The sequence below is a fragment of the Pseudomonas sp. Irchel 3H9 genome, assembly GCF_900187495.1.
In the GTDB taxonomy this organism is placed as follows: domain Bacteria; phylum Pseudomonadota; class Gammaproteobacteria; order Pseudomonadales; family Pseudomonadaceae; genus Aquipseudomonas; species Aquipseudomonas sivasensis.
Genome location: NZ_FYDK01000011.1, coordinates 1 through 23,439 on the forward strand (window position 1 = coordinate 1; position 23,439 = coordinate 23,439).

25 protein-coding genes are annotated in these 23,439 nt (G+C 59.2%); 5 read left to right on the top strand and 20 right to left on the bottom strand.

The window, feature by feature from the left end; translation table 11 throughout:
* From CKW32_RS26675 to CKW32_RS26715, 9 genes are all read right to left on the bottom strand, one after another.
* On the bottom strand, positions 1 to 216 hold a 216-nt coding region (locus tag CKW32_RS26675; protein WP_274603017.1), incomplete at its 3' end, for a biotin carboxylase N-terminal domain-containing protein.
* A gap of 17 nt (positions 217 to 233) precedes the next feature.
* Positions 234 to 656, bottom strand: a complete 423-nt coding sequence (gene accB, locus CKW32_RS26680; RefSeq protein WP_095186403.1) for an acetyl-CoA carboxylase biotin carboxyl carrier protein — start codon at positions 654 to 656, stop codon at positions 234 to 236.
* A 47-nt stretch (positions 657 to 703) separates the two neighbouring features.
* Complete coding sequence (locus tag CKW32_RS26685) at positions 704 to 2,050, bottom strand: MFS transporter (protein WP_095186404.1); 1,347 nt, start codon at positions 2,048 to 2,050, stop codon at positions 704 to 706.
* 240 nt (positions 2,051 to 2,290) lie between these two features.
* The gene (locus tag CKW32_RS26690) at positions 2,291 to 3,061 is read right to left on the bottom strand and encodes a LamB/YcsF family protein (protein ID WP_095186405.1); all 771 of its coding nucleotides are present in this window, start codon (positions 3,059 to 3,061) and stop codon (positions 2,291 to 2,293) included.
* A complete protein-coding gene (locus CKW32_RS26695) occupies positions 3,054 to 3,995 on the bottom strand; it encodes a biotin-dependent carboxyltransferase family protein (protein ID WP_095186406.1) in 942 nt (313 codons plus the stop codon). Before CKW32_RS26695 ends, CKW32_RS26690 begins: the two co-directional genes overlap by 8 nt.
* The gene (locus tag CKW32_RS26700) at positions 3,992 to 4,771 is read right to left on the bottom strand and encodes an allophanate hydrolase subunit 1 (protein ID WP_095186407.1); all 780 of its coding nucleotides are present in this window, start codon (positions 4,769 to 4,771) and stop codon (positions 3,992 to 3,994) included. Before CKW32_RS26700 ends, CKW32_RS26695 begins: the two co-directional genes overlap by 4 nt.
* Positions 4,772 to 4,931: 160 nt before the next feature.
* Positions 4,932 to 5,357: a VOC family protein gene (locus CKW32_RS26705; protein ID WP_034105550.1), complete on the bottom strand. Its 426-nt coding sequence runs from the start codon at positions 5,355 to 5,357 to the stop codon at positions 4,932 to 4,934.
* 228 nt (positions 5,358 to 5,585) lie between these two features.
* Positions 5,586 to 6,449: a LysR family transcriptional regulator gene (locus tag CKW32_RS26710; RefSeq protein ID WP_095186408.1), complete on the bottom strand. Its 864-nt coding sequence runs from the start codon at positions 6,447 to 6,449 to the stop codon at positions 5,586 to 5,588.
* A complete protein-coding gene (locus tag CKW32_RS26715) occupies positions 6,446 to 7,381 on the bottom strand; it encodes a LysR family transcriptional regulator (RefSeq protein ID WP_095186409.1) in 936 nt (311 codons plus the stop codon). The genes CKW32_RS26710 and CKW32_RS26715 overlap by 4 nt, the downstream gene beginning before the upstream one ends.
* A gap of 102 nt (positions 7,382 to 7,483) precedes the next feature.
* On the opposite strand from CKW32_RS26715, the gene CKW32_RS26720 reads away from it, so the two are divergent.
* Positions 7,484 to 8,581, top strand: coding sequence for a tRNA-dihydrouridine synthase (locus CKW32_RS26720; RefSeq protein WP_095186410.1), 1,098 nt, complete (start codon positions 7,484 to 7,486; stop codon positions 8,579 to 8,581).
* An 84-nt stretch (positions 8,582 to 8,665) separates the two neighbouring features.
* Positions 8,666 to 9,487, top strand: a complete 822-nt coding sequence (locus tag CKW32_RS26725) for a DeoR/GlpR family DNA-binding transcription regulator (RefSeq protein ID WP_032885529.1) — start codon at positions 8,666 to 8,668, stop codon at positions 9,485 to 9,487.
* Here the strand turns inward: CKW32_RS26725 and CKW32_RS26730 are convergent.
* From CKW32_RS26730 to CKW32_RS26770, 9 genes are all read right to left on the bottom strand, one after another.
* Positions 9,484 to 10,554: an alpha/beta fold hydrolase gene (locus tag CKW32_RS26730; RefSeq protein WP_032885523.1), complete on the bottom strand. Its 1,071-nt coding sequence runs from the start codon at positions 10,552 to 10,554 to the stop codon at positions 9,484 to 9,486. The two genes, CKW32_RS26725 and CKW32_RS26730, sit on opposite strands and share 4 nt — an antisense overlap.
* A gap of 65 nt (positions 10,555 to 10,619) precedes the next feature.
* Positions 10,620 to 11,402 (bottom strand): 2-oxo-tetronate isomerase, encoded by a 783-nt coding sequence (gene otnI / locus CKW32_RS26735; RefSeq protein WP_095186411.1) that lies wholly within the window; start codon positions 11,400 to 11,402, stop codon positions 10,620 to 10,622.
* A gap of 22 nt (positions 11,403 to 11,424) precedes the next feature.
* The gene (locus tag CKW32_RS26740; RefSeq protein ID WP_095186412.1) at positions 11,425 to 12,885 is read right to left on the bottom strand and encodes an SLC13 family permease; all 1,461 of its coding nucleotides are present in this window, start codon (positions 12,883 to 12,885) and stop codon (positions 11,425 to 11,427) included.
* Between the two features lie 131 nt (positions 12,886 to 13,016).
* Complete coding sequence (locus CKW32_RS26745; protein ID WP_032885517.1) at positions 13,017 to 13,655, bottom strand: aldolase; 639 nt, start codon at positions 13,653 to 13,655, stop codon at positions 13,017 to 13,019.
* Positions 13,652 to 14,944, bottom strand: a complete 1,293-nt coding sequence (gene otnK, locus CKW32_RS26750) for a 3-oxo-tetronate kinase (RefSeq protein WP_032885516.1) — start codon at positions 14,942 to 14,944, stop codon at positions 13,652 to 13,654. Before otnK ends, CKW32_RS26745 begins: the two co-directional genes overlap by 4 nt.
* A gap of 9 nt (positions 14,945 to 14,953) precedes the next feature.
* Positions 14,954 to 15,919: an L-threonate dehydrogenase gene (gene ltnD, locus CKW32_RS26755; RefSeq protein WP_256585360.1), complete on the bottom strand. Its 966-nt coding sequence runs from the start codon at positions 15,917 to 15,919 to the stop codon at positions 14,954 to 14,956.
* A 273-nt stretch (positions 15,920 to 16,192) separates the two neighbouring features.
* Positions 16,193 to 16,465 carry a hypothetical protein gene (locus tag CKW32_RS26760; protein ID WP_177434321.1) on the bottom strand — a complete coding sequence of 91 codons (273 nt, stop codon included), beginning with the start codon at positions 16,463 to 16,465 and terminating at the stop codon, positions 16,193 to 16,195.
* A 494-nt stretch (positions 16,466 to 16,959) separates the two neighbouring features.
* Entirely contained in the window at positions 16,960 to 17,823 is an 864-nt protein-coding gene (locus CKW32_RS26765; RefSeq protein WP_032885553.1) for a sensor domain-containing diguanylate cyclase, read from the bottom strand.
* 103 nt (positions 17,824 to 17,926) lie between these two features.
* Positions 17,927 to 18,472: a TetR/AcrR family transcriptional regulator gene (locus CKW32_RS26770; RefSeq protein ID WP_095186414.1), complete on the bottom strand. Its 546-nt coding sequence runs from the start codon at positions 18,470 to 18,472 to the stop codon at positions 17,927 to 17,929.
* 144 nt (positions 18,473 to 18,616) lie between these two features.
* On the opposite strand from CKW32_RS26770, the gene CKW32_RS26775 reads away from it, so the two are divergent.
* Both CKW32_RS26775 and CKW32_RS26780 read left to right on the top strand, forming a co-directional pair.
* Positions 18,617 to 19,402: an SDR family oxidoreductase gene (locus CKW32_RS26775; RefSeq protein ID WP_095186415.1), complete on the top strand. Its 786-nt coding sequence runs from the start codon at positions 18,617 to 18,619 to the stop codon at positions 19,400 to 19,402.
* 130 nt (positions 19,403 to 19,532) lie between these two features.
* Positions 19,533 to 20,312: a FadR/GntR family transcriptional regulator gene (locus tag CKW32_RS26780; protein WP_032885483.1), complete on the top strand. Its 780-nt coding sequence runs from the start codon at positions 19,533 to 19,535 to the stop codon at positions 20,310 to 20,312.
* Here the strand turns inward: CKW32_RS26780 and CKW32_RS26785 are convergent.
* Positions 20,252 to 21,085, bottom strand: a complete 834-nt coding sequence (locus CKW32_RS26785; RefSeq protein ID WP_095186447.1) for an NAD(P)-dependent oxidoreductase — start codon at positions 21,083 to 21,085, stop codon at positions 20,252 to 20,254. The genes CKW32_RS26780 and CKW32_RS26785 overlap by 61 nt on opposite strands.
* A gap of 86 nt (positions 21,086 to 21,171) precedes the next feature.
* Positions 21,172 to 21,897 (bottom strand): oligogalacturonate-specific porin KdgM family protein, encoded by a 726-nt coding sequence (locus CKW32_RS26790; protein WP_032885482.1) that lies wholly within the window; start codon positions 21,895 to 21,897, stop codon positions 21,172 to 21,174.
* Between the two features lie 359 nt (positions 21,898 to 22,256).
* On the opposite strand from CKW32_RS26790, the gene CKW32_RS26795 reads away from it, so the two are divergent.
* Positions 22,257 to 23,411: a mandelate racemase family protein gene (locus tag CKW32_RS26795; RefSeq protein ID WP_095186416.1), complete on the top strand. Its 1,155-nt coding sequence runs from the start codon at positions 22,257 to 22,259 to the stop codon at positions 23,409 to 23,411.
* The last annotated feature ends 28 nt before the right edge of the window (positions 23,412 to 23,439 follow it).

Consider the following 23,439-nt stretch of genomic DNA (forward strand, 5'->3'; position numbering starts at 1 on the left):
GATGATGTTCGAGACTTTCAGGTACGAGTTCGTGGCCAGTGGCGGGCCGATGCAGATGCTTTCGTCCGCCAGTTTCACGTGCATCAATTCGGTATCGGCCGTCGAGTAAACAGCGACGGTCTTGATGTCCAGTTCTTTACAGGCACGCACGATACGCAAAGCAATTTCACCACGGTTGGCGATGACTACTTTTTGCAGTTTTGCGACTTCACTCATTCTGACCTCCGCGTCGCTCAAACAATGTTGAACATGGGCTGGTCGTATTCAACGGGCTGACCGTCTTCGACCATGATTGCCTCAATGACCCCACTGCAGGTTGCCTCCACCGTGTTCATCATTTTCATGGCTTCCACAATGCACAGGACATCGCCTTTTGCCACGGATTGGCCAATCTCAACAAACGCTGCCGAAGTCGCCGAGGCCTTGCGGTAGAACACGCCCACCATCGGCGCCGTGATGAACGTGCCGGCGGGTTTTGGCTCGACCTGTACCGTCTGCGACTCGGATAGTGGCGAGGGAGCGACCGCCTGGGGAGCGGCGGCCGGTTTACGGTCTCGACGAAGACGGACCCGATTGCTGCCTTCTTTGAAATCAATCTCCGCCAAGCCTGATCCTTCGATCAATTTGACCAGTTCTTTTACTTTTTCAATGTCCATGCTGCTGCAACCTTATGCTTGGGTTGGGGGCGTAACGTGGCGTCGAACTATCTAAGGAGGTTGCCCTTGGAGGTTTCACGCAAGGTGAGAATCGCTAATAAGGCACACACTGCCGCGCCTGCCATGAAATAGCCCGGTACCAGTAAATTGCCGGTCTTGGTGATAATCGAGGTGACCACGTAGGGGGTGATGCCGCCGCCCAGGATGGCGCCCAGGTTGATGCTGATCGCCATGGCCGTGTAGCGCACACGTGTCGGGAATTGTTCTGCGTAAGTCGGGTAGCCAACCGATTGAACGATCGGCATAGGCAGGGTCGCGACGAACATAGCCAGTGCGGCGATCCAGAGGCTGCCGCTGTCCATCAGGATCATCATGGGAATCACCAGAATCGCGTAGCCCAGAAAGCCGATACTCAGCGCCTTCCTACGACCGATACGGTCTGACAAACCACCCCAGAACGGCATCATCGCTGCCATGCACAGGCTGATCACTGCAATCACCCAGTAGACTTTGGATTTGTCGAAGTGCAGGTAGGTCGTGAGGTAGATGTTCATGAACACCATCCCGATGAAGTAACCCGCATTCTGTGCCGACGCGAATACGATGACCCGCAGCAGTGCCGGCAGGTTTTTGCTGAATACCTCTTTGACCGGCGCTACCGGTGGCTTTTCCTTCTCAAGGAAAGCTTTGAATTCCGGCGTTTCTTCAACGTTGTGCCGCATATAAAACGAGAACATAACCAGCGGGATGGACAAGAAAAACGGGATGCGCCAGCCCCATGCCTGCAACTGCTCGCCACTGAGCAGTCCGGTGGTGATACCGCAGACAATCGCCCCGGTTGCGCCACCCACGGCAACCCCCAGCGGTGTGAATGAACCGAAGAACCCGCGTCTGCCGTTAGGAGAAGATTCCGCTACAAACGCCGCGGCGCCTACCACTTCGCCACCGGCGAAGAAACCTTGGGACAGTCGCAACAGCACCAGCAGGATAGGGGCGGCCAGTCCGATCTGTGCGGTGGTGGGCAATACCCCAATGAGTGCAGTTGCGGTGCCCATCCCGATCACGGTGCTGAGCAGCACTCGACGTCTACCGATGCGGTCGGCAAGGCGGCCGAGCAGCACGCCGCCGATCGGGCGGATGACAAAGGCAATGCCGAACACCGCCAGTGTGGCGAGGAGGGCAGCGGCAGGGTTGTCACCCGGAAAGAACAAAGGTGCGATGATGGTCGCCATATAGCCGTAGATACTGAACTCATAGTATTCAACGGCGGTGCCGGTGGCCGAGGCCATGGCTGCGCGCTTGGCAATGACGGCTGACTGCGTTGTACCGCTGGTTGCGTGTGCCTCGACGTCGAGGTGCGACGAGTGCGTATTTTCAGAGAGAACACGAGACATAAATACCTTCCACTCTGGCCATTGGCCAAAAGAGTTAAGTGGCAGAGGGGCCTGCCTTGAAAGTGACGTACTGAAAACCGACAGTGCACAGTTCATCCGGGCATGCAGGCGCCCAGACGCATCCGTCATTGACTATTCAGCTCTCAGACGAGGTTTTAAGCTCGGCAGTTAAAACGAGGGGTTTGATTCACGAGGCATGGTTGTTTCCTTTTTATTATGGGTAAACGTTGTGGGTGTCACTCAAATACGCGCACGCGCGGGTTTTTGAATGGTGATGCCTTCTTTGAGCAGGGCTTGCCTGATCGCGCTGGCAAACGCTGCAGCGCCAGGCTGGTCGCCGTGTAGGCAAAGCGTGTGTGCCGTCACCGGTACCCAGGTCCCTTGGATGGTGCGCACTTCGCCTAAATGCAGCATGTTCATGACTTGATCGATGGCATCGTGGAGGTTTTCAATCATTGCGCCAGGCTGGCTGCGGGGCGTCAGTGTGCCGTCCTCCTGGTAGCTGCGATCGGCAAACACTTCCTGCGCCACGGTTAAACCACAGGCTTGGGCGGCGGTGACCAAAGTGCTACCCGACAAGCCGAAAAGAATCAGGCTCGGATCAATGTCTTTTACTGCCCGGCAGATCGCATCGGCAGTGGGGCGGTGCACCGCGGCGAAGTTGTAAAGCGCACCATGGGGTTTGACGTGGCGCAGTTCGACCTTGGCCGCTTTGGTAAAGCCCAGCAACGCACCGACTTGGTAAACGATGAGTTCGTACACTTCATCCTCGGACAGCGTCATCATCCGGCGACCGAAACCTTGCAGGTCGTCAAAGCCTGGATGGGCGCCGATTGCCACACCCAGCTGTGCGGCCAGCGCCACCGTTGAGCGCATCGAGCGCGAATCCCCAGCGTGAAACCCGCAGGCGATATTGGCTGAGGTGAGGTGGGGCAGAATCGCTGCATCGTCGCCTGCGCGATAAATGCCGAAGCCTTCGCCAAGGTCGCTGTTGAAATCTATTTCAGGCATTGAAGGCCTCCATCGCTTTGAGCGTGCGAGCGCGGGTGAGCAGCAAGGTTTCGGCGGCGCTCAAATCTATAAGAGAGAATCGCAACTTATCGCCCGGCAGTAACTGCGCGAGCCTTGGCAGATCGACGCTGGCTACTTGGGCGATACGTGGATATCCGCCGGTCGTTTGTCGGTCGGCCATCAAGATCAGCGGCTTGCCGCTAGGGGGCACCTGGACGGTGCCGAACGTGACACTTTCCGATAGCAGTTCTTTGGGCGAAGACAACGCCAGCGGTGTGCCATCGAGTCGGTAGCCCATGCGGTCCGAGTCACCGCTCAAGGTGTAGTCATGGGTCAAGAAGTGCGCTTGGGACTCGGCGGAAAAGTCCTTCCATTCTCTTCCGGCGATCACTCTTATCTGTTCGCAGGCAACCGCTTCGTACAGCCCAAAGTGGGAGCGGGGGCTGAGGCGTGGCGGGTTGGCAAACGATGAGCAGATGGGGATCAAATCCCCGGCTTGAAGTGCGCGGCCGCGCAGCCCGCCGAACCCGCCCCGGGAGTAAGTGCTGGTGCTGTTCATCAGCGGGGGCAGCAAAAAGCCGCCCCCTACCGCGAGGTAACTGCGGGCGCCCTGTCGCCGTTTGCCGAAACTCAAGGTGCTGCCGGGAGACACCAGGGCAGCCACGCCGGGCTTGAGCGGGATCGCATCCAACTCGGCGCCAAGGTCTGCGCCAGCGAGTGCGATCACGGCTTTGGCCTGAAAATGCAGCGTCGGGCCCTGCAGGGTCATTTCCAACGTGCTGAAGGTGCGAGGGTTGCCGACCAGCAAGTTGCACAGGGCATGCGCATCTTCATCCATCACGCCGGTTACGGGTACGCCCCAATGTTGGAACCCATGGCGACCGGTGTCCTGGAAGGTTGAGAGCATGCCGGGTTTGATTACCTTGATGGTCACTTCGTGTTCTCCCGAGCCAACAGATCAAATTCATGGCGGGTAATGGGTACAAATCGAATCTGGTCGCCGCCCTGTAAAAGACACGGCGGCTGACTCAAGGGAGAAAACATGGGCAGCGGTGTACGCCCTATGAGGTTCCAGCCGCCGGGGAGATCAGCCGGGTAAATCACACTTTGTCGGTTAGCGATGCCGATGCTGCCTTGCTTTACAAGCGTGCGCGGTGTTGCGCGACGCGGCAGCGACAGGGCGCTGTCGTGCATGCCGATGTATGGATGGCCTGGCGCGAAACCGACCATCAGCACATCCAGCCAGTCGGCCGAGTGAGCGGCGATGACCTCGTTGGTGGTCAGGCCGCAGGTCTGTGCAATGTCTTCAAGATCCGGGGCATATTCCGGGTCGTAGCACACGGGAATATCGAGGCGGGTGACTGTCGTTGCGGCAGCACTGTGCGAGTCTTTGAGACGCTCGGTCACAAGTTTGCAGATCGATTCGTAAGGCGATACGCCGGGGAAAAGACTGGCAATTGACTCAGGAGAGTAATGAACGCCGACGGTCACCATCGCAGAGACAACATCCGTGACGCCCGGCAGTTGACCGTGTGCGCCCAGAGTGCGTAATTGGCTGCCTACCGAGGCGGCCTGGCGGTTGAGGTCAATGGAAAATACGCTGCCAAATATAAGGATTACGCAGCGATCACCGCACGGCTCAAAGTGCCATTTCACGGTGGAGAGCGGCGCTCTTGGCGGCTCATCCAAAATGCAACTGAGGTCGGACATAGTGTTCTCTATCCTCATGCGGCAGACTAAGCATCGGCCACGCGCGTGCAGCGAGACAGAGAAAGCACGAGCTTTCACAGGTATCCGGCGCAACACAGCAAGGCTTCACGGCTTGAGAGTGCGCCGTCGCTCTAATGGCGACGGTCGCTTGAACAACGTCTTACTTGGCGAACAGCTGGCTCATATCCTTGAACGCCTTGAACTCCAGCGCATTGCCGCATGGGTCGAACAGGAACATGGTGGCCTGCTCGCCGACTTGGCCCTGGAAGCGGATGTAGGGTTCGATCACGAACTTGGTTGCGCGCGCTTTCAAGCGCTCTGCCAGCGCTTCCCATTGCGCCCACTCCAGGATGATGCCGAAGTGTGGAACCGGTACGTCGTGGCCGTCTACCGGGTTGCTGTGGACGCTTTCCTGCGACGCTGTCTTTGGGTGCTCGTGGATGACCAGTTGATGGCCGTAGAAATCGAAGTCTACCCATTGGTCGCTGGAGCGACCTTCGGAAAGACCGAACACCTCACCGTAGAAGTGACGTGTGGCGGCCAGATCGTAGACGGGAATTGCCAGATGGAAAGGGGAGAGGCTCACGGTGATTTCCTATTGATTTGTTTTGATCTGAATCAATTCTTATCCGGAAACACAGTGGGGAAAAGCGCAAATTCTGAGTCCTGAGCACGAATTATTTCGATGAGTAAATCGGTAGCGCAGGCTTTTGCACCATTGTTGTTCATGCTGCACCACGATAGGTCGTACAAGCGCTCAAAAGCTTGCGGTGCCGCGGTTGATTTTCTATTGCTCATATGAATTCGGAAGGCATCACGCCGCATCAAGGACGCAGGTCCGGAAGATGTTGAACAGCGGTGAATGTTTTTGCCGATACTTTGAGACCAGTACGATCTCCCTGAAAAACGTGAGCTGGCGCAACTCCAGCACCCTGACGTCATCCGCATGTTCAAGCCATAGCCCCGCCTTGGGTACCAGCGAAACGCCGAGCCCACTGCGTACCATTTTGACAATGGCATCCAGTTCATCCAGCTCCAGTGCCTGATGCACATGGATTTTTTGCTGCTTGAGAAACTGGGTGACCAGCCGCCCGCCAAACGAGCCTCGGTCATACCGCACAAAGGGTTGTTCCGCCAGAATCGCCAGCGGGTCGTCGCCCACTACATCTTTGGACGTGATCAATACGAAAGCCTCGCGCGCGATGACTTCGGCATGCAGATCCTTGGGTAGGGAAAAAGGCGGTCTGATCATGATGGCCAGGTCCAGCTCGCCAGCGTCCACCTGGCTGAGCAGGTTCAACGAGACACCCGGCACAAGGTTGGTTTCGATGAAAGGCGCCTGTGACTTCAAAGCCACCAGCGCCTGCGGCAGGATCCCGGTCTGAACCGTGCCGATCGCGCCGATTCGCAGTGCGCCGTGGAAGTCATTGCCGCTGTCTGCGGCACCCATTCGACCGAAAAGCCGCAGGATTTCCTCGGCCAGGGGAATGCCACGTTGGCCTGCTGAATTGAGCGTGGCTGAGCGTCCGGTACGGTCAAACAATTTGACGCCCAAGCTGTCCTCAAGGCTTTTGATCTGGGCGCTGACGGCAGACTGCGTCAGCCCAACCTGCTGGCCAGCCGCTGCGAACGTGCCCCGCTGCGTAACACATATAAATGTCTTCAACTCTCTGATCATGGTGCACCTGGATTCGTGGTGGGGTGTTGGCGCAGAAGGTCGTCTGGTTCGCTGTGTGTATTGTTGAGTACTTTTTCCAGGTGCTCAACGAACACGCGCACTCTGTGCGGCACATGTTGACGTGTCGGTAGCACCGCCGTGATCGACAGTTGCTCGGGCAGCACATCCTCAAGGTTCACCTTTACGAGTGAGCCTTCAGCAAGTTCGTTGCGGATATCCCAATAGGTCAGCATGGCCAGGCCCAGACCTTGTTTGCTTGCAGTGCGCACCGCCTCGACACTGTTGGCGGAAAACGCGCCCTGAGCTCGAATGGCCACGGCGTTCTCGCCGTTGGTGAACGGCCAATAGGGCATTCCGTGCAACGCGATGCATCGATGATGATTGAGGTCTTCCAGCACCGTCGGTGTGCCCCATTGCGCCAGGTAGGCCGGGCTTGCGCACACGACACGCGGATTCGGCGCAAGGTTGGTAGCCACCAATGTCGAGTCGCGCAGCGTGGCGATGCGAATGGCCACATCAATGCCGAGCCCGGCGATGTCGATGATGCTATCCGATAGCGTCAGGTCGACCTTGAGGGTTGGGTGGTCAGCCAGCAGGGCTGGCAGCAGCGGCATGATGACGGTTTGGCCAAAGACGCTAGGCGCGGTGACCCTCAATGTGCCGCTGGCACTGCCCGCACTGGTTTTCAACGTGGCCCGCGCAGCTTCGTTGGCCTCAAGCATGGTCTTTGCGTAAGGCAGGTACATTTCGCCTTCCGGCGTGAGTGCGACGGAGCGTGTGGTGCGGTGTACCAGGCGCACACCCAGCTCTTTTTCCAGGGCCGCCAGACGCCGTGAGACGGTCATCGCCGACAGCCCAAGCCGCCGCGCAGCCTCGGACAAACTGCTGCTGATGGCGACGTTAGCGAACACCTCTATCTCGGGAATCTGCATGGTTATAACTGTTTGCGTTAAGGCGCCTTATTGCAAGCGTGCGCTTCTAATGGGCGATTGCCACGCTTATCGTCGTGGCTGGCGAATAATTGAGGGCAAATCATGACAGCACTAAACTCGCGCATTGTAACTCCATTCGATATGGGCGCTCTTAAGCTGAACAATCGCATGGCGCTTGCTCCCATGACACGCGTCAGTGCGAGCGAGAGCGGCAATGCCACACCTGCGATGGCGCGATACTACGAGCGTTTTGCCCGTGGCGGTTTTGGCTTGGTCATCACGGAGGGGATCTACACCGATCGGCAATATGCCCAGGGCTACCTGAACCAGCCCGGTATCACGGACAGCGAACAGGCGCTTGCCTGGCGCGAGGTAGTCGAGGCGATTCATCGCCATGAGAGCGCAGCAATCGCGCAGATCATGCACGCCGGTGCATTGAGCCAGGCGAACCGTTTTGTTGAGCAATCTGCTGGCCCTTCGGCCATTCGCCCGAAAGGCGAACAGATGAAGTTCTATTACGGCGAGGGGGCGTATCGAGTGCCCCAGGCCATGAGCGATGAAGCTATCGCAGATGCCATTGAGGGGTTTGCCCAGGCGGCTAAACGGGCTGTTGGAATCGCGGGCTTTGACGGCGTTGAGATCCATGGTGCCAACGGCTACTTGCTGGATCAGTTCATGACGGGCTACTCCAATCAACGCGAAGATCGATGGGGCGGTGATGTTCGCCAGCGCTTGAGCCTGACGCTTGAGGTCATTGCAGCGGTGAAGAAGGTGGTCGGGCACTCGCCGGTCGGTGTGCGTATATCCCAGGGCAAGGTCAATGACTTTCAGCACAAATGGGCGGGTGGGGAACATGACGCACAGACTATCTTCGGCAGCTTGGCTGACGCTGGGGTCGACTTCATCCATGTGACGGAGCATCAAGCCTGGCAGCCGGCCTTCAGCGGTAACGAGGCAAGCCTGGTAACGCTGGCTCGCCGTTATGCGCCTGGTGTCGCGTTGATTGCGAATGGCGGAGTGCAGGACTTGAGCAGCGTTGAACAAACCCTGCAGGCTGGCGCAGATATTGTCGCTGTCGGCAAGGCTGCCTTGGCCAATCCGGACCTTGTACAACGGTTGCTGGAGGGACGCGCGCCGGAACCCTTCGATCCGTCGTTGCTTGCGCCGATTGCCCACATCAAGGACAGCGAGCTGAATTAGGTGCAGTGAGTTACAGATCGGCGGGTGGATTCGCTACTATGTACGCCAATCACCGCCACCCGATCCAAGCCTTTGGAGCACCGAATGCCAAGCCAGAAGGACGTGGCCGCCGAAAGCGGCGCGCCGATGATTCCTGAACAGCGTCGCGAGTTGATCTTGCGTCAGTTGCGCAAACAGCATGTGCTGAGTGTTCACCAGTTGATGGAGATGTTCGACTGCTCACACATGACGGTGCGCCGCGATATCGCGTTGCTTGAGCAGGAAGGCCTGGCGTATTCGGTGACGGGCGGCGTGCGCATTGCCAGCCAGCTTCACAGTGAGCCCAGCCACCAGGTCAAGGCCGTGGTTGAGTTGCCGCAGAAGCAAGCGATGGCCAAACTCGCGGCCCGTCTCCTGTTGGCGGACATGACTATTTATTTGGATGCCGGCACCAGCACCCTGGAGATCGTGCCCTATATCAAACTGCTCAGTGGCATGACGGTGGTGACCAATGACTTCGGCGTGGTTCAGGCGTTGATGGATGCACCCCACGTGACGGTGATTCATACCGGTGGGCAGCTCGACCATTCCAATCATTCCTGTGTCGGCGGCCTGGCGGTGGCGACACTGCGTCAGGTGGTGACGGATATCGCGTTTATCTCGACCAGCTCCTGGGACCTGCGACGCGGCATCACCACACCGTCGGCGCTGAAGGTGGAGGTCAAGCAGGTGGCCATGCAATCGGCGTCCCAAGTGGTGCTGGTGGCCAGCAGCTCCAAGTACGGCACGTTCAGCATGTACAAAATTGCCGGGTTGGAGCAGTTCGATGTGATCATCAGTGATGACGCATTGGCGCCTGCGGCGGCGGATGGGATTCGCAAGCAAGGGGTCGAATTGATGTTGCCGTCCGACCCCCAGCCAGCCTAACGCGCCTTTTCAGTCTCTTGCATGAATTGCCCCAGCTCCTTGCTGTAAAACTTCGCCATGCTCGTGGTGCCATGGCCACGGGTGTCGGCACTGGCGGGGATGAGCAGCAGCCGTGCATGCTTGAGCTCTTTCATCGACGCTTCCAACCGTCCGGTTTCCGGAGGGTTGCGCTCATCGTCCGCCGAGTTGATGACCAGCACCGGCGCCTGGATCTTGTTCAGACCGAGGGCTGCGTTGTAGTCGGCGGAGGATTGCCATTGGTAGATGAAGTCATTAGCGTCTGCGGTTTGCGCGGCATTCAAGCGCTCATCCACCAACTTGTCGGCCAGCGCTCGGGTCGGTGCCGCCGCCTGATAGGCGAGGGTGCCGCCGCTGGTGCCAACGCTGAACATCGCGTTTGCCAGGCGCAAGGACGGCGGTTGCGCGCTGTAGTTACCGTTGTTCCAGGCCGGGTCTTGCTTGATCGACTCCACCAGCAAGCGGCGCATCATCCAGTTGCGCGATGACATCTCGGTGGGTTGGGACGCCATGGGCACCAGCGCGTCCATCATCTGCGGCCAAGTCTGTCCCCACATCCAGGTTTGCATTCCGCCCATGGAGTTGCCGATGATCAGCCGCAGGTGCTTGATCCCCAGGCCTTCGGTAACCAATCGATACTGGGCTTGAACCAGGTCGGTGTAGTTGTACTCGGGAAACTTTGCGCGCAGGCCGTCGGAGGGTTTGCTGGACTGGCCCACGCCGATGCCGTCGGTGGAGATGATGTAGTACTTGCTGGCGTCCAGCGGCTGCCCGGGGCCGAACAGTTCGCCGCCAAAATCCTTGCTCAGCACATCGCTGCCGGGCCGGTAGGTGCCATGCAGGTAGAGAATGGCGGGGTTCTTGGGGTTGCCGAGGGTGATGTAATGCAGTTTGAGGTTGGCGAGTTTTTCACCGGTGTGAAAGGTGAACTGCGGGGCGATCCAATCGCCCTCGGTCGCGGCCGGTAACGACGCGGCGCCGACGGCGGAACTGATCAACGCCAGGGACAACAACAGCCCGACCGCGGGGCGTGGACTGAATCTGTGCATGGGTATTTCCTATTGTTTTTGTTTTAGGAGCCCGTGCGCACCAAGGTATGCAGGGGCTTGATCACTTAGCGCGCTTTCCAGTCCCGCAACCATTGCAGCCCTGCCGAGGTGTCGCTCTTGGGGCGGTATTCGCAACCGACCCAGCCGTCGTAGCCCAACTCGTCAATCAGCTCGAACAGGTAGGGGTAGTTCAATTCACCCAGGTTCGGTTCGTGTCGGTCGGGTACGCCGGCAATCTGAATATGGCCAATGCCGTTGATGTCGCGAAGCAGTTTGACCGCCAAATCACCTTCGACGATCTGGCAGTGATAGCAGTCAAACTGCACCTTCAAATTGTTTGCGCCGACCTCCTTGCAGATTGCGTGTGCCTGGTCCTGTCGGTTGAGGAAAAACCCCGGCATGTCGCGAGTGTTGATCGGTTCCAGCAACACCGTCACGCCAGCCTGACGTGCTTGGGCGGTGGCGTAAGCCAGGTTCTCGAGGTACACCGCGTGATGGCGCTCACGGTGCTGCTCCGAGGGCAGCAGGCCGGCCATCACGTGGATGCGGGTATTGCCTAGCACGGCGGCGTATTCCAGGGCACGGTCGAAGCCGGCGCGAAATTCGCTTTCGCGGCCCGGTAGGGTGGCGATGCCGCGTTCACCCGCCGCCCAGTCGCCGGGCGGCGCGTTGAACAGGGCTTGAACCAGGCCGTTGTCGCTCAGGTGCTGTTTGAGTACCTGGGCGCTGTATTCGTAGGGGAACAGATACTCCACGGCATCAAAACCATCGGCCGCAGCCGCTGCGAAGCGCTCCAGAAAAGCGTGTTCGGGGTAAAGCATGCTTAGGTTGGCAGCAAAGCGAGGCATGTGAACTCCTGATGAAAAACGATCAGACAAAAGGCCAGATCAACAGGGTGATAAGGAAGCCGAGCGTGCCGAGGAGGGTGGTGATCACCGTCCAGGTCCGCAGGCCGTCTGCCACGTTGAGGCCGGCCAGCTTGGTGAAAATCCAGTAGCCGGCGTCGTTGATGTGCGACATCGCCAGCCCGCCACCGCCCATAGCCAGGCACAGCAGGGCCATGTGGTTGGGCGTCAGGTTAAGCGTGGCGATCAACGGACTGATGATACCTGCGGTGGTTACCAGCGCCACGGTGGTGGAGCCTTGCACGGCGCGCAGCAACATGGTCAGCAAAAAGCCCAGGGCCAGCACCGGCAGCCCGGTGGTACGCAGCAGGTCGGAGACCACCGCGCCGATGCCGGTATCCACCAGTACCTTGCCGAATACGCCACCGGCACCCGCAATCAAAATCACCATGGCCACACCCGGCAGCGCCGAGCCTATTACATCGGAGACCTGGGTACGGCTCCAGCCGCGACGGGAACCGAGCAGCCAGGCACACAGCAAGGTGTCGAGCAGCAGCGCTACGAGGGGCGCACCGAGCACGGTCATGATGCCGCGCAGGGTTGATTCGACAGGCAGCAGTGACGTGGCCAGCGTACCCAGCAAAATCAACACGATCGGCAACAGGATCAAACTGACGATCAAGCCGAAACCCGGCGCAGGGGCGGGTGGCAGCTTGGCCACGATACTGCTGGTGGATTCCTCCAGGCCCATGTGCGAGACGGTCTCTGCACCTTGTTGCGCCTCTTGGGTTTTGCCGTCTTGCCAGGCGCGCAGGTCGTCGTTGGTGACGTGCGGGCCGTAGACTTCGGCGCGGATATCATCGGACATCGGGTAGAAGCAGCGCGTCATGCGCCCCGCCACGCGATAGCCGACGTAGCACAGGAACGCCGTCAGCGGCAGCCCGAACATCAGCACCCGGCCCAGGTCCGCACCCAGTTGGCTGGCGGCGGCGACCGCACCTGGGTGCGGTGGCAGAAATGCATGCACCGTAAGCAGCGCTGCGCACATCGGCAACGCGAACATCAGCAACGGCTTGCGAGCGCGACGAGCCACACCGTAGGCCAGCGGCATGAGGATGATCACCCCCACCTCGAAGAACACCGGCACGCCGATAATGAAACCGGCAATCGTCAAGGCAAGGGGCGTGCGTCGATTACCGAAGCGTTCAATCAGGGTCTTGGCCAGCGCCTCGGCACCGCCCGACAACTCAATGATGCGGCCGATCATCGCGCCCAAGGCAATGATGATCGCAATGTGGCCGAGGGTCTTGCCCATGCCGCCTTCAATGGTGGCGACCAGATCGGCAGGTTTAACTCCCGCCACCAGGGCCACCATAATGCTGACCAACATCAGCGCCACGAACGGCTGGAATTTGTATTTGAGCACTAGGAACAGCAGCAAGGCGATGCCTAGGCCTGCGGCCGCCATCAGGATAAGCGGGCTCATGAGCGCGGCCCTTCATGGAAAACGCAGGATGGTTTTTTGTCGCTGCAAACATCAACACGAAACTTGATAGTGGTCATGCTGGAAGGTCCTGTTGTTTTTATTGTTAAGGGTGTTGCGGGTGGGAGCGGTGCCTACCAGTGCGCGCCGAAAACGCTTTTAAGCTCGGCCAGCGCTGCAGCATCCAGCGGCGCCGGACGCGGGTTGCTCATCAGCCACAGGCGTGCGGTTTCTTCGAGTTCTTCGAGGGCGTAACTGGCCTTGGAAACTGAGCTTTCCCAGACCACCGGGCCCAAGCGCTCGAGCATTACGCCACGCACACTGTTGGCGAGGCGCGCGACCTGGTCCGCCACATCGGGCGCGCCGGGGCGTTGATAGTTGATCAGCGGGATATGCCCGACCTTCATCACCTGGTACGGCGTCAGCGGGGGCAGGATGTCATCCTGGCGCCAAACACCGGCAAGCGTCAGGGCCACCAAATGTGTGGAATGGGTATGCACCACACCACCGACGCCAGGGTTGCGATCGTAAACCTGGCGATGCAAGGCCAGGGTTTTTGACGGTTTGTCGCCAGAGACCCATTTGCCCGTAAGGTCGACCTTGGCGATCAACGCAGGGTCAAGGCGGCCCAGGCACGCATCGGTTGGCGTGATCAGCCAGCCGTCATCCAGGCGCGCGCTGATGTTGCCAGCGCTGCCGACTGTGTACCCTCGCTGATAAAGACTGTGACCGACGATGCAGATCTCTTCGCGCAAGGCGTTTTCGTTGCTCATTGCGCACCTCCTGCCAGTTGCTTAAGTGCTTTGTCGAAAAAGTCTCTACCGCCGAAATTGCCCGACTTGAGGGCCAGCGCCAGCGGTTCGGCAGTGTTGCTGAGGGTCGCGGGAACACCAGGGTCAATCTGGGTGCCAATCTGCAGTAGGCGCACGCCCAGGGCGGTGACTACGGCGCCAGAGGTTTCACCGCCCGCGACCACGAAGCGTCTTACGCCGGCCTGACGTAGGGCTTGGGCAATTTCTCCCAGGGCGTTCTCTACCAATTCGCCTGCGCGCTCGGCGCCCAGTTGCTGTTGCACCGCCTTGAGTTCATCCGCAGGGCTGGTGGCATAGATCAGTACGGTGTGTGGGTTGCTCAGGGCAAACGCCACGGCATCCGCCACTACCGACTCACCCGCCGCCAGGGCTAGAGGGTCGATGCGCAGCGCCGGTCGTCCGGCTTCGATCCACGCGGCGACTTGGCCGTTGGTGGCAATCGACGCGCTCCCTGCCAGCACCACCTCGCCACCGGGTACGGTAGGTAAGGAGGCTGGATCGAAGTCACGAAGTTTGCCGGCCCGGCGGAAGTTGTCGGGAAGGCCCAAGGCCAGGCCGGAGCCGCCGGTTAACAGCGGCAGATCACTGCAGGCGCTGCCGAGGGTGTGCAGGTCTTGATCACTGAGGGCATCCGCGATGGCCATGCCTATGCCTTGGGCGCGCAGCTCTGCAATCCGTTCGCGCACGTGTGACACACCTTGGGCGATGGTGTCGTAGCGCAGCAGGCCAACCTTTTGTGTGGTTTGTGATTGCAGTACGCGGACCAGATTGGCGTCGGTCATCGCGGTCAGCGGGTGGTGCTGCATGCCTGACTCATTGAGCAGTTGATCCTGCACAAACAAATGACCGCGGAAAATGGTCCGGCCATTTTCCGGAAACGCCGGGCAGGCCAGGGTGAAATCACTGTCCAGCGCCTTGAGCAGGGCCTCGCTGACCTGGCCGATATTGCCGGCGGCCGTCGAGTCGAAGGTGGAGCAATACTTGAAGAAAATCTGCTCGCACCCTTGTGCGCGCAGCCATTCAAGGGCTGCCAGGGAGTCGGCTACCGCCTGCGCCGCCGGGACAGTACGTGACTTCAGCGCAATCACGATCGCATCGGCATCCAGCGTCGCAGCGACTTCATCGCTGGGGATACCGATGCTCTGCACAGTACGCATGCCGCCGCGCACCAGCATATTGGCCAGGTCTGTGGCCCCGGTGAAGTCGTCGGCGATGCAGCCCAGCAACGGGCGTGCGCTAGGTAGGTTCATGGGCAATCCTTATTCGGTTTCGGTCTTGGCAGTCGGGAGCTCAATGCCAGGGAAAATCTTGATCACCGCCGAATCGTCCTCACGCCCGAACCCGGCACTGGAGGCCTGCATGAACATCTGGTGAGCGGTGGCTGACAATGGCAGCGGAAACTTGCTGGCCCGTGCGGTATCCAGCACCAGGCCCAGGTCCTTGACGAAAATATCGACGGCCGAGAGCGGCGTGTAATCAGCCTTGAGAATGTGTGGCACGCGGTTCTCGAACATCCAGGAATTGCCCGCGCTGTGGGTGATCACTTCATACAGTGCATCGGCCTCGACGCCTTCACGCAGCCCCAGTGCCATGGCTTCTGCGGCAGCGGCGATATGCACGCCGGCCAGCAGTTGGTTGATGATCTTTACCTTTGAGCCCAGGCCATGGGCATCGCCCAGACGATAGACCTTGCCGGCCATGCCCGTGAGCACGTCATCGGCTTTTGCATAAGCCTCGGCTGGGCCGGAAGTCATCATGGTCATCTCACCGGCCGCCGCTTTGGCTGCACCACCGGAGATCGGTGCATCCAGGTACAGCAACCCTGCGTTGATCAAGCGCTGGCCCAGGTCTACCGCGTAGGTAGGGGCCACCGTGGCGCAACCAATCACCAGGCTGCCAGGGCGCAAGGCGGCGACGGCGACGGCGCCATGTTCACCAAACAGGACCGTCTCGGTTTGTTCGGCATTGACCACGACGGTGATGATCACATCGCACGCGGCGGCCATCTGGACAGGCGAGCTGCAGGCAACGCCCCCTTCACTGGCGAACTGCTGCGTGACGGTTTCTCGCACATCACAGGCATGCACGTTGAAGCCGCTGCGCAACAACGAGCGGGCAATGCCCAGCCCCATCGCGCCTAAGCCGATAACACCAACATTCTTGTTATTCATGGAGGCTCCGTAGCAAGGCTGTGGGTACGTGGGCGCCGCAGAGGTGCAGGCGATCGTCCAGATACAGGTAAGGGGCGGGAAGCTTATTCGGGGAGGTGTCGATCATCGTTGCCATCCTGTTTTGTTTTTTTGTCAGGGTGTCATGCGGGTTGAATAGATAATCCACCAATGATCAGATTATGTGAAGTTATTTTTTGATTTAACAATATTTAACATCACCGCAGGTCGCTGCGAGGCTTCAGCGTTGAGAACACAGGCGTTGAAACGCAAAGTGAGCACGGCTTTTGGCGGTGCTCACTGGAAGGCTGTGCGGTGTTACGCCAGGAATTAACGCGAGTAGGTGACTTCTGCGGTCCAGTTCGACGTTTTCTGGTTGTGCAGGTCCCAGAACGCCTTTGCAATGCCAACCGCCTCCTCGGATTCCGGTTCGACGAACGCGGCCACAGTGACCGTGGCTACATGCACGTTGTAGGTTTTGGCCGACTCGAAGAGGCCTGCCGTCAATGCACGAATACCGGCCTTACCCAGACTCAACGAATTCGGTTCGATGCCGAAGAAGCCACCCGTCAGCAGAAGTGTGCCGCTCTGGTGCGCGTACATAAGAATGACTAAATCACAAAGTGCAGGTCTCGCTTCCCGCTCCAGGCATTAAAAAGCCACTCAAGTGAGTGGCTTTTTTTGCCTGTGATTTAGGGAGTGGACGCTTCGGTGTCTTTTTTATGTGGGGTCAATGTTAGCGACGTGCTAAGTACCCGCAGCTTCATCCCGTCTCTGTCATACCAGCGTCGACGCTTGTATGGATCCGCCGCTGTTGAGCAATGCGTTGCAATGGCCGAGCGACTGCGCCAACTCGGCGAATGTGCGCTTGGAGGCATTCAAAGAGGGAATGCGCTTCTACTTTGAAACCCTGGTTTCCCGGTTGAGGCTCAGTGCAACGAATTCGTCCTTCCGGTTGATGGGCACCAGAACAGGTCGCATGGGTGGGTCAAAGCTGCGCGTGAGGTGAGCCAATAAGCGCGGATAACGATACCCGCGGACTGATTTACTCGACGGGGGCACGCCAGGGCGTGCGACAACGACCCTAACTACCGATGTCACTCAGTGGCAAACCGCTGCCTTTTTATCCGGTACATATCACCGTCTGCATGGCTAAGCAGCGTATCGGCGTCCTCTCCGTCCGCTGGATAGCACGCCACGCCGACACTGCAGGACGGCATTTGTACCCCGTCAAATTCAGCGCTCAACGGCTCGGCCATGACCGCGAGGATTTGCGCCACCCTCTCCGCGATAGCGTCCTTCGACGGCACATCGGTCAGCAGTACGGTGAATTCATCACCGCCCATCCGTGCCACCAAGTCACTCTCGCGTACGCAACGTTCCAACCGTCGAGCAATCACACACAGCACGCGATCGCCCATGGCATGGCCATGCACATCGTTGATGCCCTTGAAGTCATTGATATCCAGAAACAGCAGGGCCAGGGTGCTGTTGTGAGTCTGTGCGGCGTGCAGGGCCTGGTTCAGTTGATCATTGAACAACGACCGGTTGGTCAGCGCTGTCAGTGGGTCATGATGGGCGAGGAAGCGTAGTTCCTCTTCGGCTTTGGTAAGGGCTGTCACGTCCCTGGCGACCCCGATCCGTGCGCCCACCTCCTTGGACCAGAAAGCTGCCCACAGGATGTGCACGATACTGCCGTCCTTGCGGATATAGCGGTTGCGGAAGTCGACATGGGGTTTGCCATTCATCACCCGGACAATCGAGGCCCGCGTGCGTGGCAGGTCTTCAGGGTGCATGTAATGGGTGATCAGAGTGCCGGTCAGTTCTTCTGCACGGTAGCCGAGCAATGCCTCGCAGGCATCGCTCACAAACACAATCTGGTTTTCACTGTCGACGACAAACACCGTATCCAGCATCAGGTGGATAAGTTTGGGATAGAGAGCTTGCAGGTCTACGGGCATGATGCATCGGGTATCCGGTTCATATCTGCCGATCATAGCCCGATCATGAAGGGCGGCGGCGAGCAATTCTGCTAATTTTCAGTACCCTCTGCGGCTTTTCATCTCACACGGTCATTGCCTTGCGGCACACATCCAAAATTTCATCCGCCAATGGCGAGTCATCGGGACAGGCCCGGGATAACACCACGGCGCCGACCGCATGGGCGAATCGGTTGATCATCTGTTCCCGAGCGTCCTTATCCAGCTCGGCAGCGTCCTGCTGAAGGGCGGCCAATGCGTTTTCGATGCCTTCGGCGAACGTTGCCTTTACCGTTTGCGATTGACGCGCCGCGTCCCCGCACAGGGCCGACATCGTGCAACCCTGGCCGGGGGCATCACGGTGCTCTCTGGATATGTAGCGATTGAAGAACTCATCGGCGCCCAGCCCGGCGCTGTTGGTCAGCGATTGGGACAGCCCGTTTGCGGCGGCTTCAGCCATTAAGTCGGCTTTGGACCCGAAATGCTTGTAGAACCCGCCATGGGTGAACCCGGCTTCTGCCATGAGGTCTGCCACGCCGACACCGTCATAGCCGCGCTCACGGAACAATCTGGAGGCCGTTTCGACGATGTGCGCGCGGTTTAACTGCACTTGTGCCTTGCTGACCCTCATACCTTTACCCTCGCTGGTGACGACTGTTTTCGGTGCTCACTATACATTGATGTCAATCAACATCAAAACCATTGACGGATAAGATTATGATCGACATCATAAAGCCCGCCACACTCAATGATCGTTAATCCAGAGAGCACAGTCATGACGAACGCTTCTTCTATCCTGATTACCGGCGCGTCCAGCGGCATTGGCGCCACCTATGCCGAGCGCTTCGCTCAGCGTGGCCACAACCTGGTACTGGTCGCCCGCGACAAGGCGCGGCTGGAAGCGCTGGCGGCGCGCTTGCGCCAGGAACACGGTGTGGATGTCGACGTGCTACAGGCCGACCTTACCCAGGAGGCGGACTTGGCTGTGGTCGAAGCGCGCCTGCGCGATGACACGCGCATCGGTGTGCTGATCAACAACGCCGGCGCGGCCCAGACGGGAGATTTCCTGGCGCAGACGGGCGAGAGCATTGAGCAACTGATCGCGCTGAACGTCACCTCGCTGACGCGACTCGCTCGCGCAGTCGCACCGAGGTTGGTGCAGGCCGGCGAGGGGGCAATCGTGAATATTGGCTCGGTGGTTGGTCTGGCGCCGGAGTTGGGAATGACGCTGTATGGCGCGACCAAAGCGTTCGTGCAATTCCTTTCCCAGGGCATGAGCATGGAGCTCTCTGGCAAAGGCGTTTATGTGCAAGCGGTGTTGCCGGCAGCCACCCGTACGGAAATCTGGGAGCGCTCGGGCATCGACATCAACACGCTGCCAGAGGTCATGGATGTGGGTGAACTGGTGGATGCCGCACTGGTCGGTTTTGATCGGCGTGAACTCGTGACCATCCCGCCACTGCATGACGCCGCGCGCTGGGACGGTCTTCAGTCCGCGCGTCAGGGCTTGTTGTCGGAGCTGCGTCAGGCTCGCGCTGCTGAGCGCTATCGCCCACAGTAACGGGTGCGTGTTTGAGTCCACGGCGCAGGCTTTGGCCTATGGGGACGCGGGGCGGACTAAAGGGAAGGTTGTCGTACAACTGAATGCGCTATGATGGGCATTCATTCGCCAACCGAGATACCTGTTCTTGATGGACAACCCGAACGTCCAGCCCACCGTTCGCCGCCGGCACCGCAGTCTGGCTGAAGAATTGGTCACCGAGCTTTCCCGGCGCATTTGCAGCGGGGAGCTCCCGCGAGCAACCAAGCTGCCTACCGAATCTGAAGTGATGGCCGAGCACGGTGTGAGTCGCACCGTGGTGCGCGAGGCCATTTCGCGTCTGCAAGCGTCTGGCCTGGTGGAAACGCGGCACGGCGTCGGCACGTTTGTGAAGGATATTCCCAGCCCCAGCGGATTTCGGATTGACCCTGACACCATCGTCACCTTGCAGGACGTGCTGGCAGTGCTGGAGTTGCGCATCTGCCTGGAAGTAGAAGCTGCCGGTCTGGCCTGCCTGGGTCGCACCGACCAGCAATTGCAGGTGATGCGCGACTCGCTGGACGCGCTGAATTCGCGGGCGGTGAGTGCCGACTACGCGGTATCGGCGGACTTCCAGTTTCACCAGCAGATCGCGCTGGCCACCGGCAATCGCTACTTCACCGACATCATGTTGCACCTGGGGGTCAACATCCTGCCGCGTACGCGCCTGCACTCAAAACGCTTGGCCAATGCCAACAAGGAACCTTACCTGGAGCGCCTGAGCCGCGAGCACGAGGATATCTACAAAGCTATCCTGCGCCGTGACGCAGACGCCGCTCGCGCCGCGATGCGCCTGCACTTGTCCAACAGTCGCGAGCGTATGCGCCGGGCCTATGAAGCCGCCGCCGCTGAATTGTCGAACGGCCCCGCTGCGGTGAACGCGCCGCCCTGAAGTCGGCCACCGGGCTCATCCGCCGACGGTTGCGGTTGCTGCTCGACCTTGGCGCGAAAGGGTTCCGAGCTGTCCTGCGGCGCAAAGCCCAGGTGCTCGGCGTGCCGATTGCTCCACCAGCGCTCCTTATTGTCCGAAACGCCATACACCACACTGTGCCCCACATCCTTGGCCAGCAGGGCGCGGGCCACCAGGTGATCGAGGTCCGCGTAACTCAGCCAGGTGTGCAGCATCCGCCGGTTGCGCGGTTCGGGGAACGACGAGCCGATGCGCAAGCTCACGGTTTCAATCCCGTATCGATGAAAGTAGAACGCCGCCAGGTCTTCGCCGTATGCCTTGGAAAGCGCGTAGTAACCATCCGGGCGGCGCTGTGCGTGCACATCCAGTTCAACGTCCTGGGGGTAAAAACCGGTGACGTGATTGGAGCTGGCGAACACAACCCGTTTGACGCCCTGTTGTCGCGCCGCCTCGTAAATGTGGAAGGTGCCGCGAATATTGGCGTCGAGAATTTCTTCGAACGGCCGCTCCACTGAAATCCCGCCCAAATGCACGATCGCGTCAACGCCATCGACCAGCGCCGCCACGGCAGCCTTGTCGGCCAGGTTGCACTGGATCACTTCGTCGTGTTCACCCGCGCTGGGCGCCATCGCGCTGATGTCCGAGGCGCGCACGATGTGGGCGTGGGCCTGCAAGGTTTCCCGCAGGATCTGCCCCAGGCCGCCGGCGGCGCCGGTGAGCAAAATGCGGGTGAAGGGTTTGGGTTGTGTGGTCATGGTCAGGTCTTCCATTGAGCGCTGAATGCAAAGCGATTGCCTGGCGAGCGATGCGCGTTCGCCAGGCAAGTCGCGGGGAGGGGGCTTTACATGAAGTTGTATTGAACGCCCAAGCGCCACCGCGCCTGACGGTCTTCTGAGGTGGAGTTGACCTTCACATCACCAATCTCCATGAACGGGGCCCATTCCTTGGTGAGCTTGTATTTGACGATCAGGTTCTGTTCGTAATCGCTCTTCTTGTTGTCGTAGCGGATGTAGTCAGTCTTGAAATAGATGAACTGATATTCGTACGCCCACTTACTGGCCGGTGTGTAGCCGAGCCAGCCCTCGAAACGATGGGTGGTCTGGTCATCCTTGATGTGATCGGGCAAATCCTCGTTGACCTGATCGCGGTCCAGCTTCTTGGTGTCCAGGCGATAGCGCGTGGCGGCGTAGAAGGCGTCGTTGATCTTGTAGTTGTACTTGAGGCCCAGCTTGTAGGTGGTCGAGTCCTTCGAGCTGTCCATCTGGAACGCGGGGGTCAACGTCGATTGCGGGCTGAGCTTGTAGTTGTAGCTGACGGTGAACTCATGCCCGTTGTTGACCATGTTGTCGTACGCGACATCTTCACGGTCCCCGGCTGTGCGGTATTTCATCTCCGCTTCAAATCCCAGGCCACTGTCCAGACGGTAGTTGAGCTTGATTCGATCAGCGTGGGCGCTGTCTTCCTCGGTGAACTGGTGGCGGTAGTTGATGCTGGCAGAGTCAGCGCTGACGTAGAGCGGCAGGCTGAAGGTCAGGGCAGTAACGAGCGTGCGTAGGGTGGTGTTCATACGGTCTTCTTTTTTGTTTTTGTTAGGGTCGTTTGACGGTTGCTACGGCAATACGTTGTTGCGTGTGGCTCTCATCTAAGGTGCCGATATACGTTATCGTATGACAAGATGACTCGTCTACCGCCCATCGATCGTTTTGAAACACTTTGAAACATATGTCCCCGGCGAATAGGGCTTTACAGCAATCTTCGTTATTCCTTAGTTGTCTTTAAAAATAGGGGTTTTACGGCGTTTCACGTGAAAATCAGTGAATGGCGGGGCAGGTTATTGGGTCTTTTCAAGTGTTGTACGATGACCTATGATCGGTCGCAACAGACGACATTCCTGTCTCAAATCCAATAAGAAGGCTTAAGACGTCCATGAGAATCACAGCAGTCAACGTCCAGGTATTTTCCTACCCGACCCGCCGCGCAGTGGACAGCGCCGGCCATGCTCACCCCGGTGATGTCACCCAGGCGCAGATGGCTTTGCTGCGCATCCAGACTGAAGACGGCCAGGAGGGTTTTGCATTCGGCGCCCCTGAATTGATCCGCCCTTATGTGTTGGATGGGTTTGTGCGCAAAGTGCTGGTGGGGCAGAACGCCTTTGATCGCGAAAAGATCTGGCAAGACCTCGCCCATTGGCAGCGTGGCAGCGCCAGCCAACTGACCGACCGCGCCTTGGCCCTGGTTGAGCAGGCTCTGTGGGATTGGGCAGGACGCAAACTCGGCGTGCCAGTGCACAAGTTGATCGGTGGTTTCCGCGACAAGGTGCCGGCCTACGGCTCGACCATGTGTGGCGACGAACTGCCCGGCGGCCTCGCAACCCCCGAAGACTACGGCCGCTTTGCCGAGACCCTGGTGCAGCGTGGCTACAAGGCAATCAAGCTGCACACCTGGATGCCGCCGGTGTCCTTCGCGCCAAGCCCGCGCATCGACGTCAAGGCTTGCGCTGCTGTGCGTGAGGCGGTGGGCCCGGACATCGCGTTGATGCTCGACGGTTACCACTGGTACAGCCGCACCGAGGCGCTGTACATCGGTCGCGAGCTGGAGAAACTCGACTTCGCCTGGTTTGAAGAACCGATGATGGAAGAGTCAGCCGAGTCCTATGCCTGGCTCGCGGGGCAACTGGATATTCCGGTGCTTGGCCCGGAAACCCTGTCCGGCAAACACCTCGCCCGCGCCAGTTGGGTCAAGCACGATGTGTGCGATATCTTGCGTGCCGGTGTCGCGGGCGTCGGTGGTATTGCGCCGTGCCTGAAGGTCGCGCACCTGGCCGAATCGTTTGGCATGGACTGCGAAATTCACGGCAACGGCGCCGCTAACCTGGCGGTGGTCGGTGCGATCAAGAACTGCACCTGGTACGAGCGTGGCCTGCTCCACCCGTACCTGGATTACGACGAAGTACCGGCCTACCTCAATCGCTTGGTGGACCCGATGGACAACGACGGTTTTGTGCACCTGTCTGACTTGCCGGGCCTGGGCGAAGACATCGATTTCAACTACATCGAGACCAATACGCTTAAAAGCTTCTGACGTTTACACGGTCAGTCCGGCATGCGTC

Excerpts from the sequence above, each read along its gene's own strand:
- accB (WP_095186403.1), bottom strand. The coding sequence starts at position 656 with ATGGACATTGAAAAAGTAAAAGAACTGGTCAAATTGATCGAAGGATCA.
- CKW32_RS26685 (WP_095186404.1), bottom strand. The coding sequence starts at position 2,050 with ATGTCTCGTGTTCTCTCTGAAAATACGCACTCGTCGCACCTCGACGTC.
- CKW32_RS26690 (WP_095186405.1), bottom strand. The coding sequence starts at position 3,061 with ATGCCTGAAATAGATTTCAACAGCGACCTTGGCGAAGGCTTCGGCATT.
- CKW32_RS26700 (WP_095186407.1), bottom strand. The coding sequence starts at position 4,771 with ATGTCCGACCTCAGTTGCATTTTGGATGAGCCGCCAAGAGCGCCGCTC.
- CKW32_RS26710 (WP_095186408.1), bottom strand. The coding sequence starts at position 6,449 with ATGATCAGAGAGTTGAAGACATTTATATGTGTTACGCAGCGGGGCACG.
- CKW32_RS26715 (WP_095186409.1), bottom strand. The coding sequence starts at position 7,381 with ATGCAGATTCCCGAGATAGAGGTGTTCGCTAACGTCGCCATCAGCAGC.
- CKW32_RS26720 (WP_095186410.1), top strand. The coding sequence starts at position 7,484 with ATGACAGCACTAAACTCGCGCATTGTAACTCCATTCGATATGGGCGCT.
- CKW32_RS26725 (WP_032885529.1), top strand. The coding sequence starts at position 8,666 with ATGCCAAGCCAGAAGGACGTGGCCGCCGAAAGCGGCGCGCCGATGATT.
- CKW32_RS26730 (WP_032885523.1), bottom strand. The coding sequence starts at position 10,554 with ATGCACAGATTCAGTCCACGCCCCGCGGTCGGGCTGTTGTTGTCCCTG.
- otnI (WP_095186411.1), bottom strand. The coding sequence starts at position 11,402 with ATGCCTCGCTTTGCTGCCAACCTAAGCATGCTTTACCCCGAACACGCT.
- CKW32_RS26740 (WP_095186412.1), bottom strand. The coding sequence starts at position 12,885 with ATGAGCCCGCTTATCCTGATGGCGGCCGCAGGCCTAGGCATCGCCTTG.
- CKW32_RS26745 (WP_032885517.1), bottom strand. The coding sequence starts at position 13,655 with ATGAGCAACGAAAACGCCTTGCGCGAAGAGATCTGCATCGTCGGTCAC.
- otnK (WP_032885516.1), bottom strand. The coding sequence starts at position 14,944 with ATGAACCTACCTAGCGCACGCCCGTTGCTGGGCTGCATCGCCGACGAC.
- CKW32_RS26760 (WP_177434321.1), bottom strand. The coding sequence starts at position 16,465 with ATGTACGCGCACCAGAGCGGCACACTTCTGCTGACGGGTGGCTTCTTC.
- CKW32_RS26765 (WP_032885553.1), bottom strand. The coding sequence starts at position 17,823 with ATGCCCGTAGACCTGCAAGCTCTCTATCCCAAACTTATCCACCTGATG.
- CKW32_RS26770 (WP_095186414.1), bottom strand. The coding sequence starts at position 18,472 with ATGAGGGTCAGCAAGGCACAAGTGCAGTTAAACCGCGCGCACATCGTC.
- CKW32_RS26775 (WP_095186415.1), top strand. The coding sequence starts at position 18,617 with ATGACGAACGCTTCTTCTATCCTGATTACCGGCGCGTCCAGCGGCATT.
- CKW32_RS26780 (WP_032885483.1), top strand. The coding sequence starts at position 19,533 with ATGGACAACCCGAACGTCCAGCCCACCGTTCGCCGCCGGCACCGCAGT.
- CKW32_RS26785 (WP_095186447.1), bottom strand. The coding sequence starts at position 21,085 with ATGACCACACAACCCAAACCCTTCACCCGCATTTTGCTCACCGGCGCC.
- CKW32_RS26790 (WP_032885482.1), bottom strand. The coding sequence starts at position 21,897 with ATGAACACCACCCTACGCACGCTCGTTACTGCCCTGACCTTCAGCCTG.
- CKW32_RS26795 (WP_095186416.1), top strand. The coding sequence starts at position 22,257 with ATGAGAATCACAGCAGTCAACGTCCAGGTATTTTCCTACCCGACCCGC.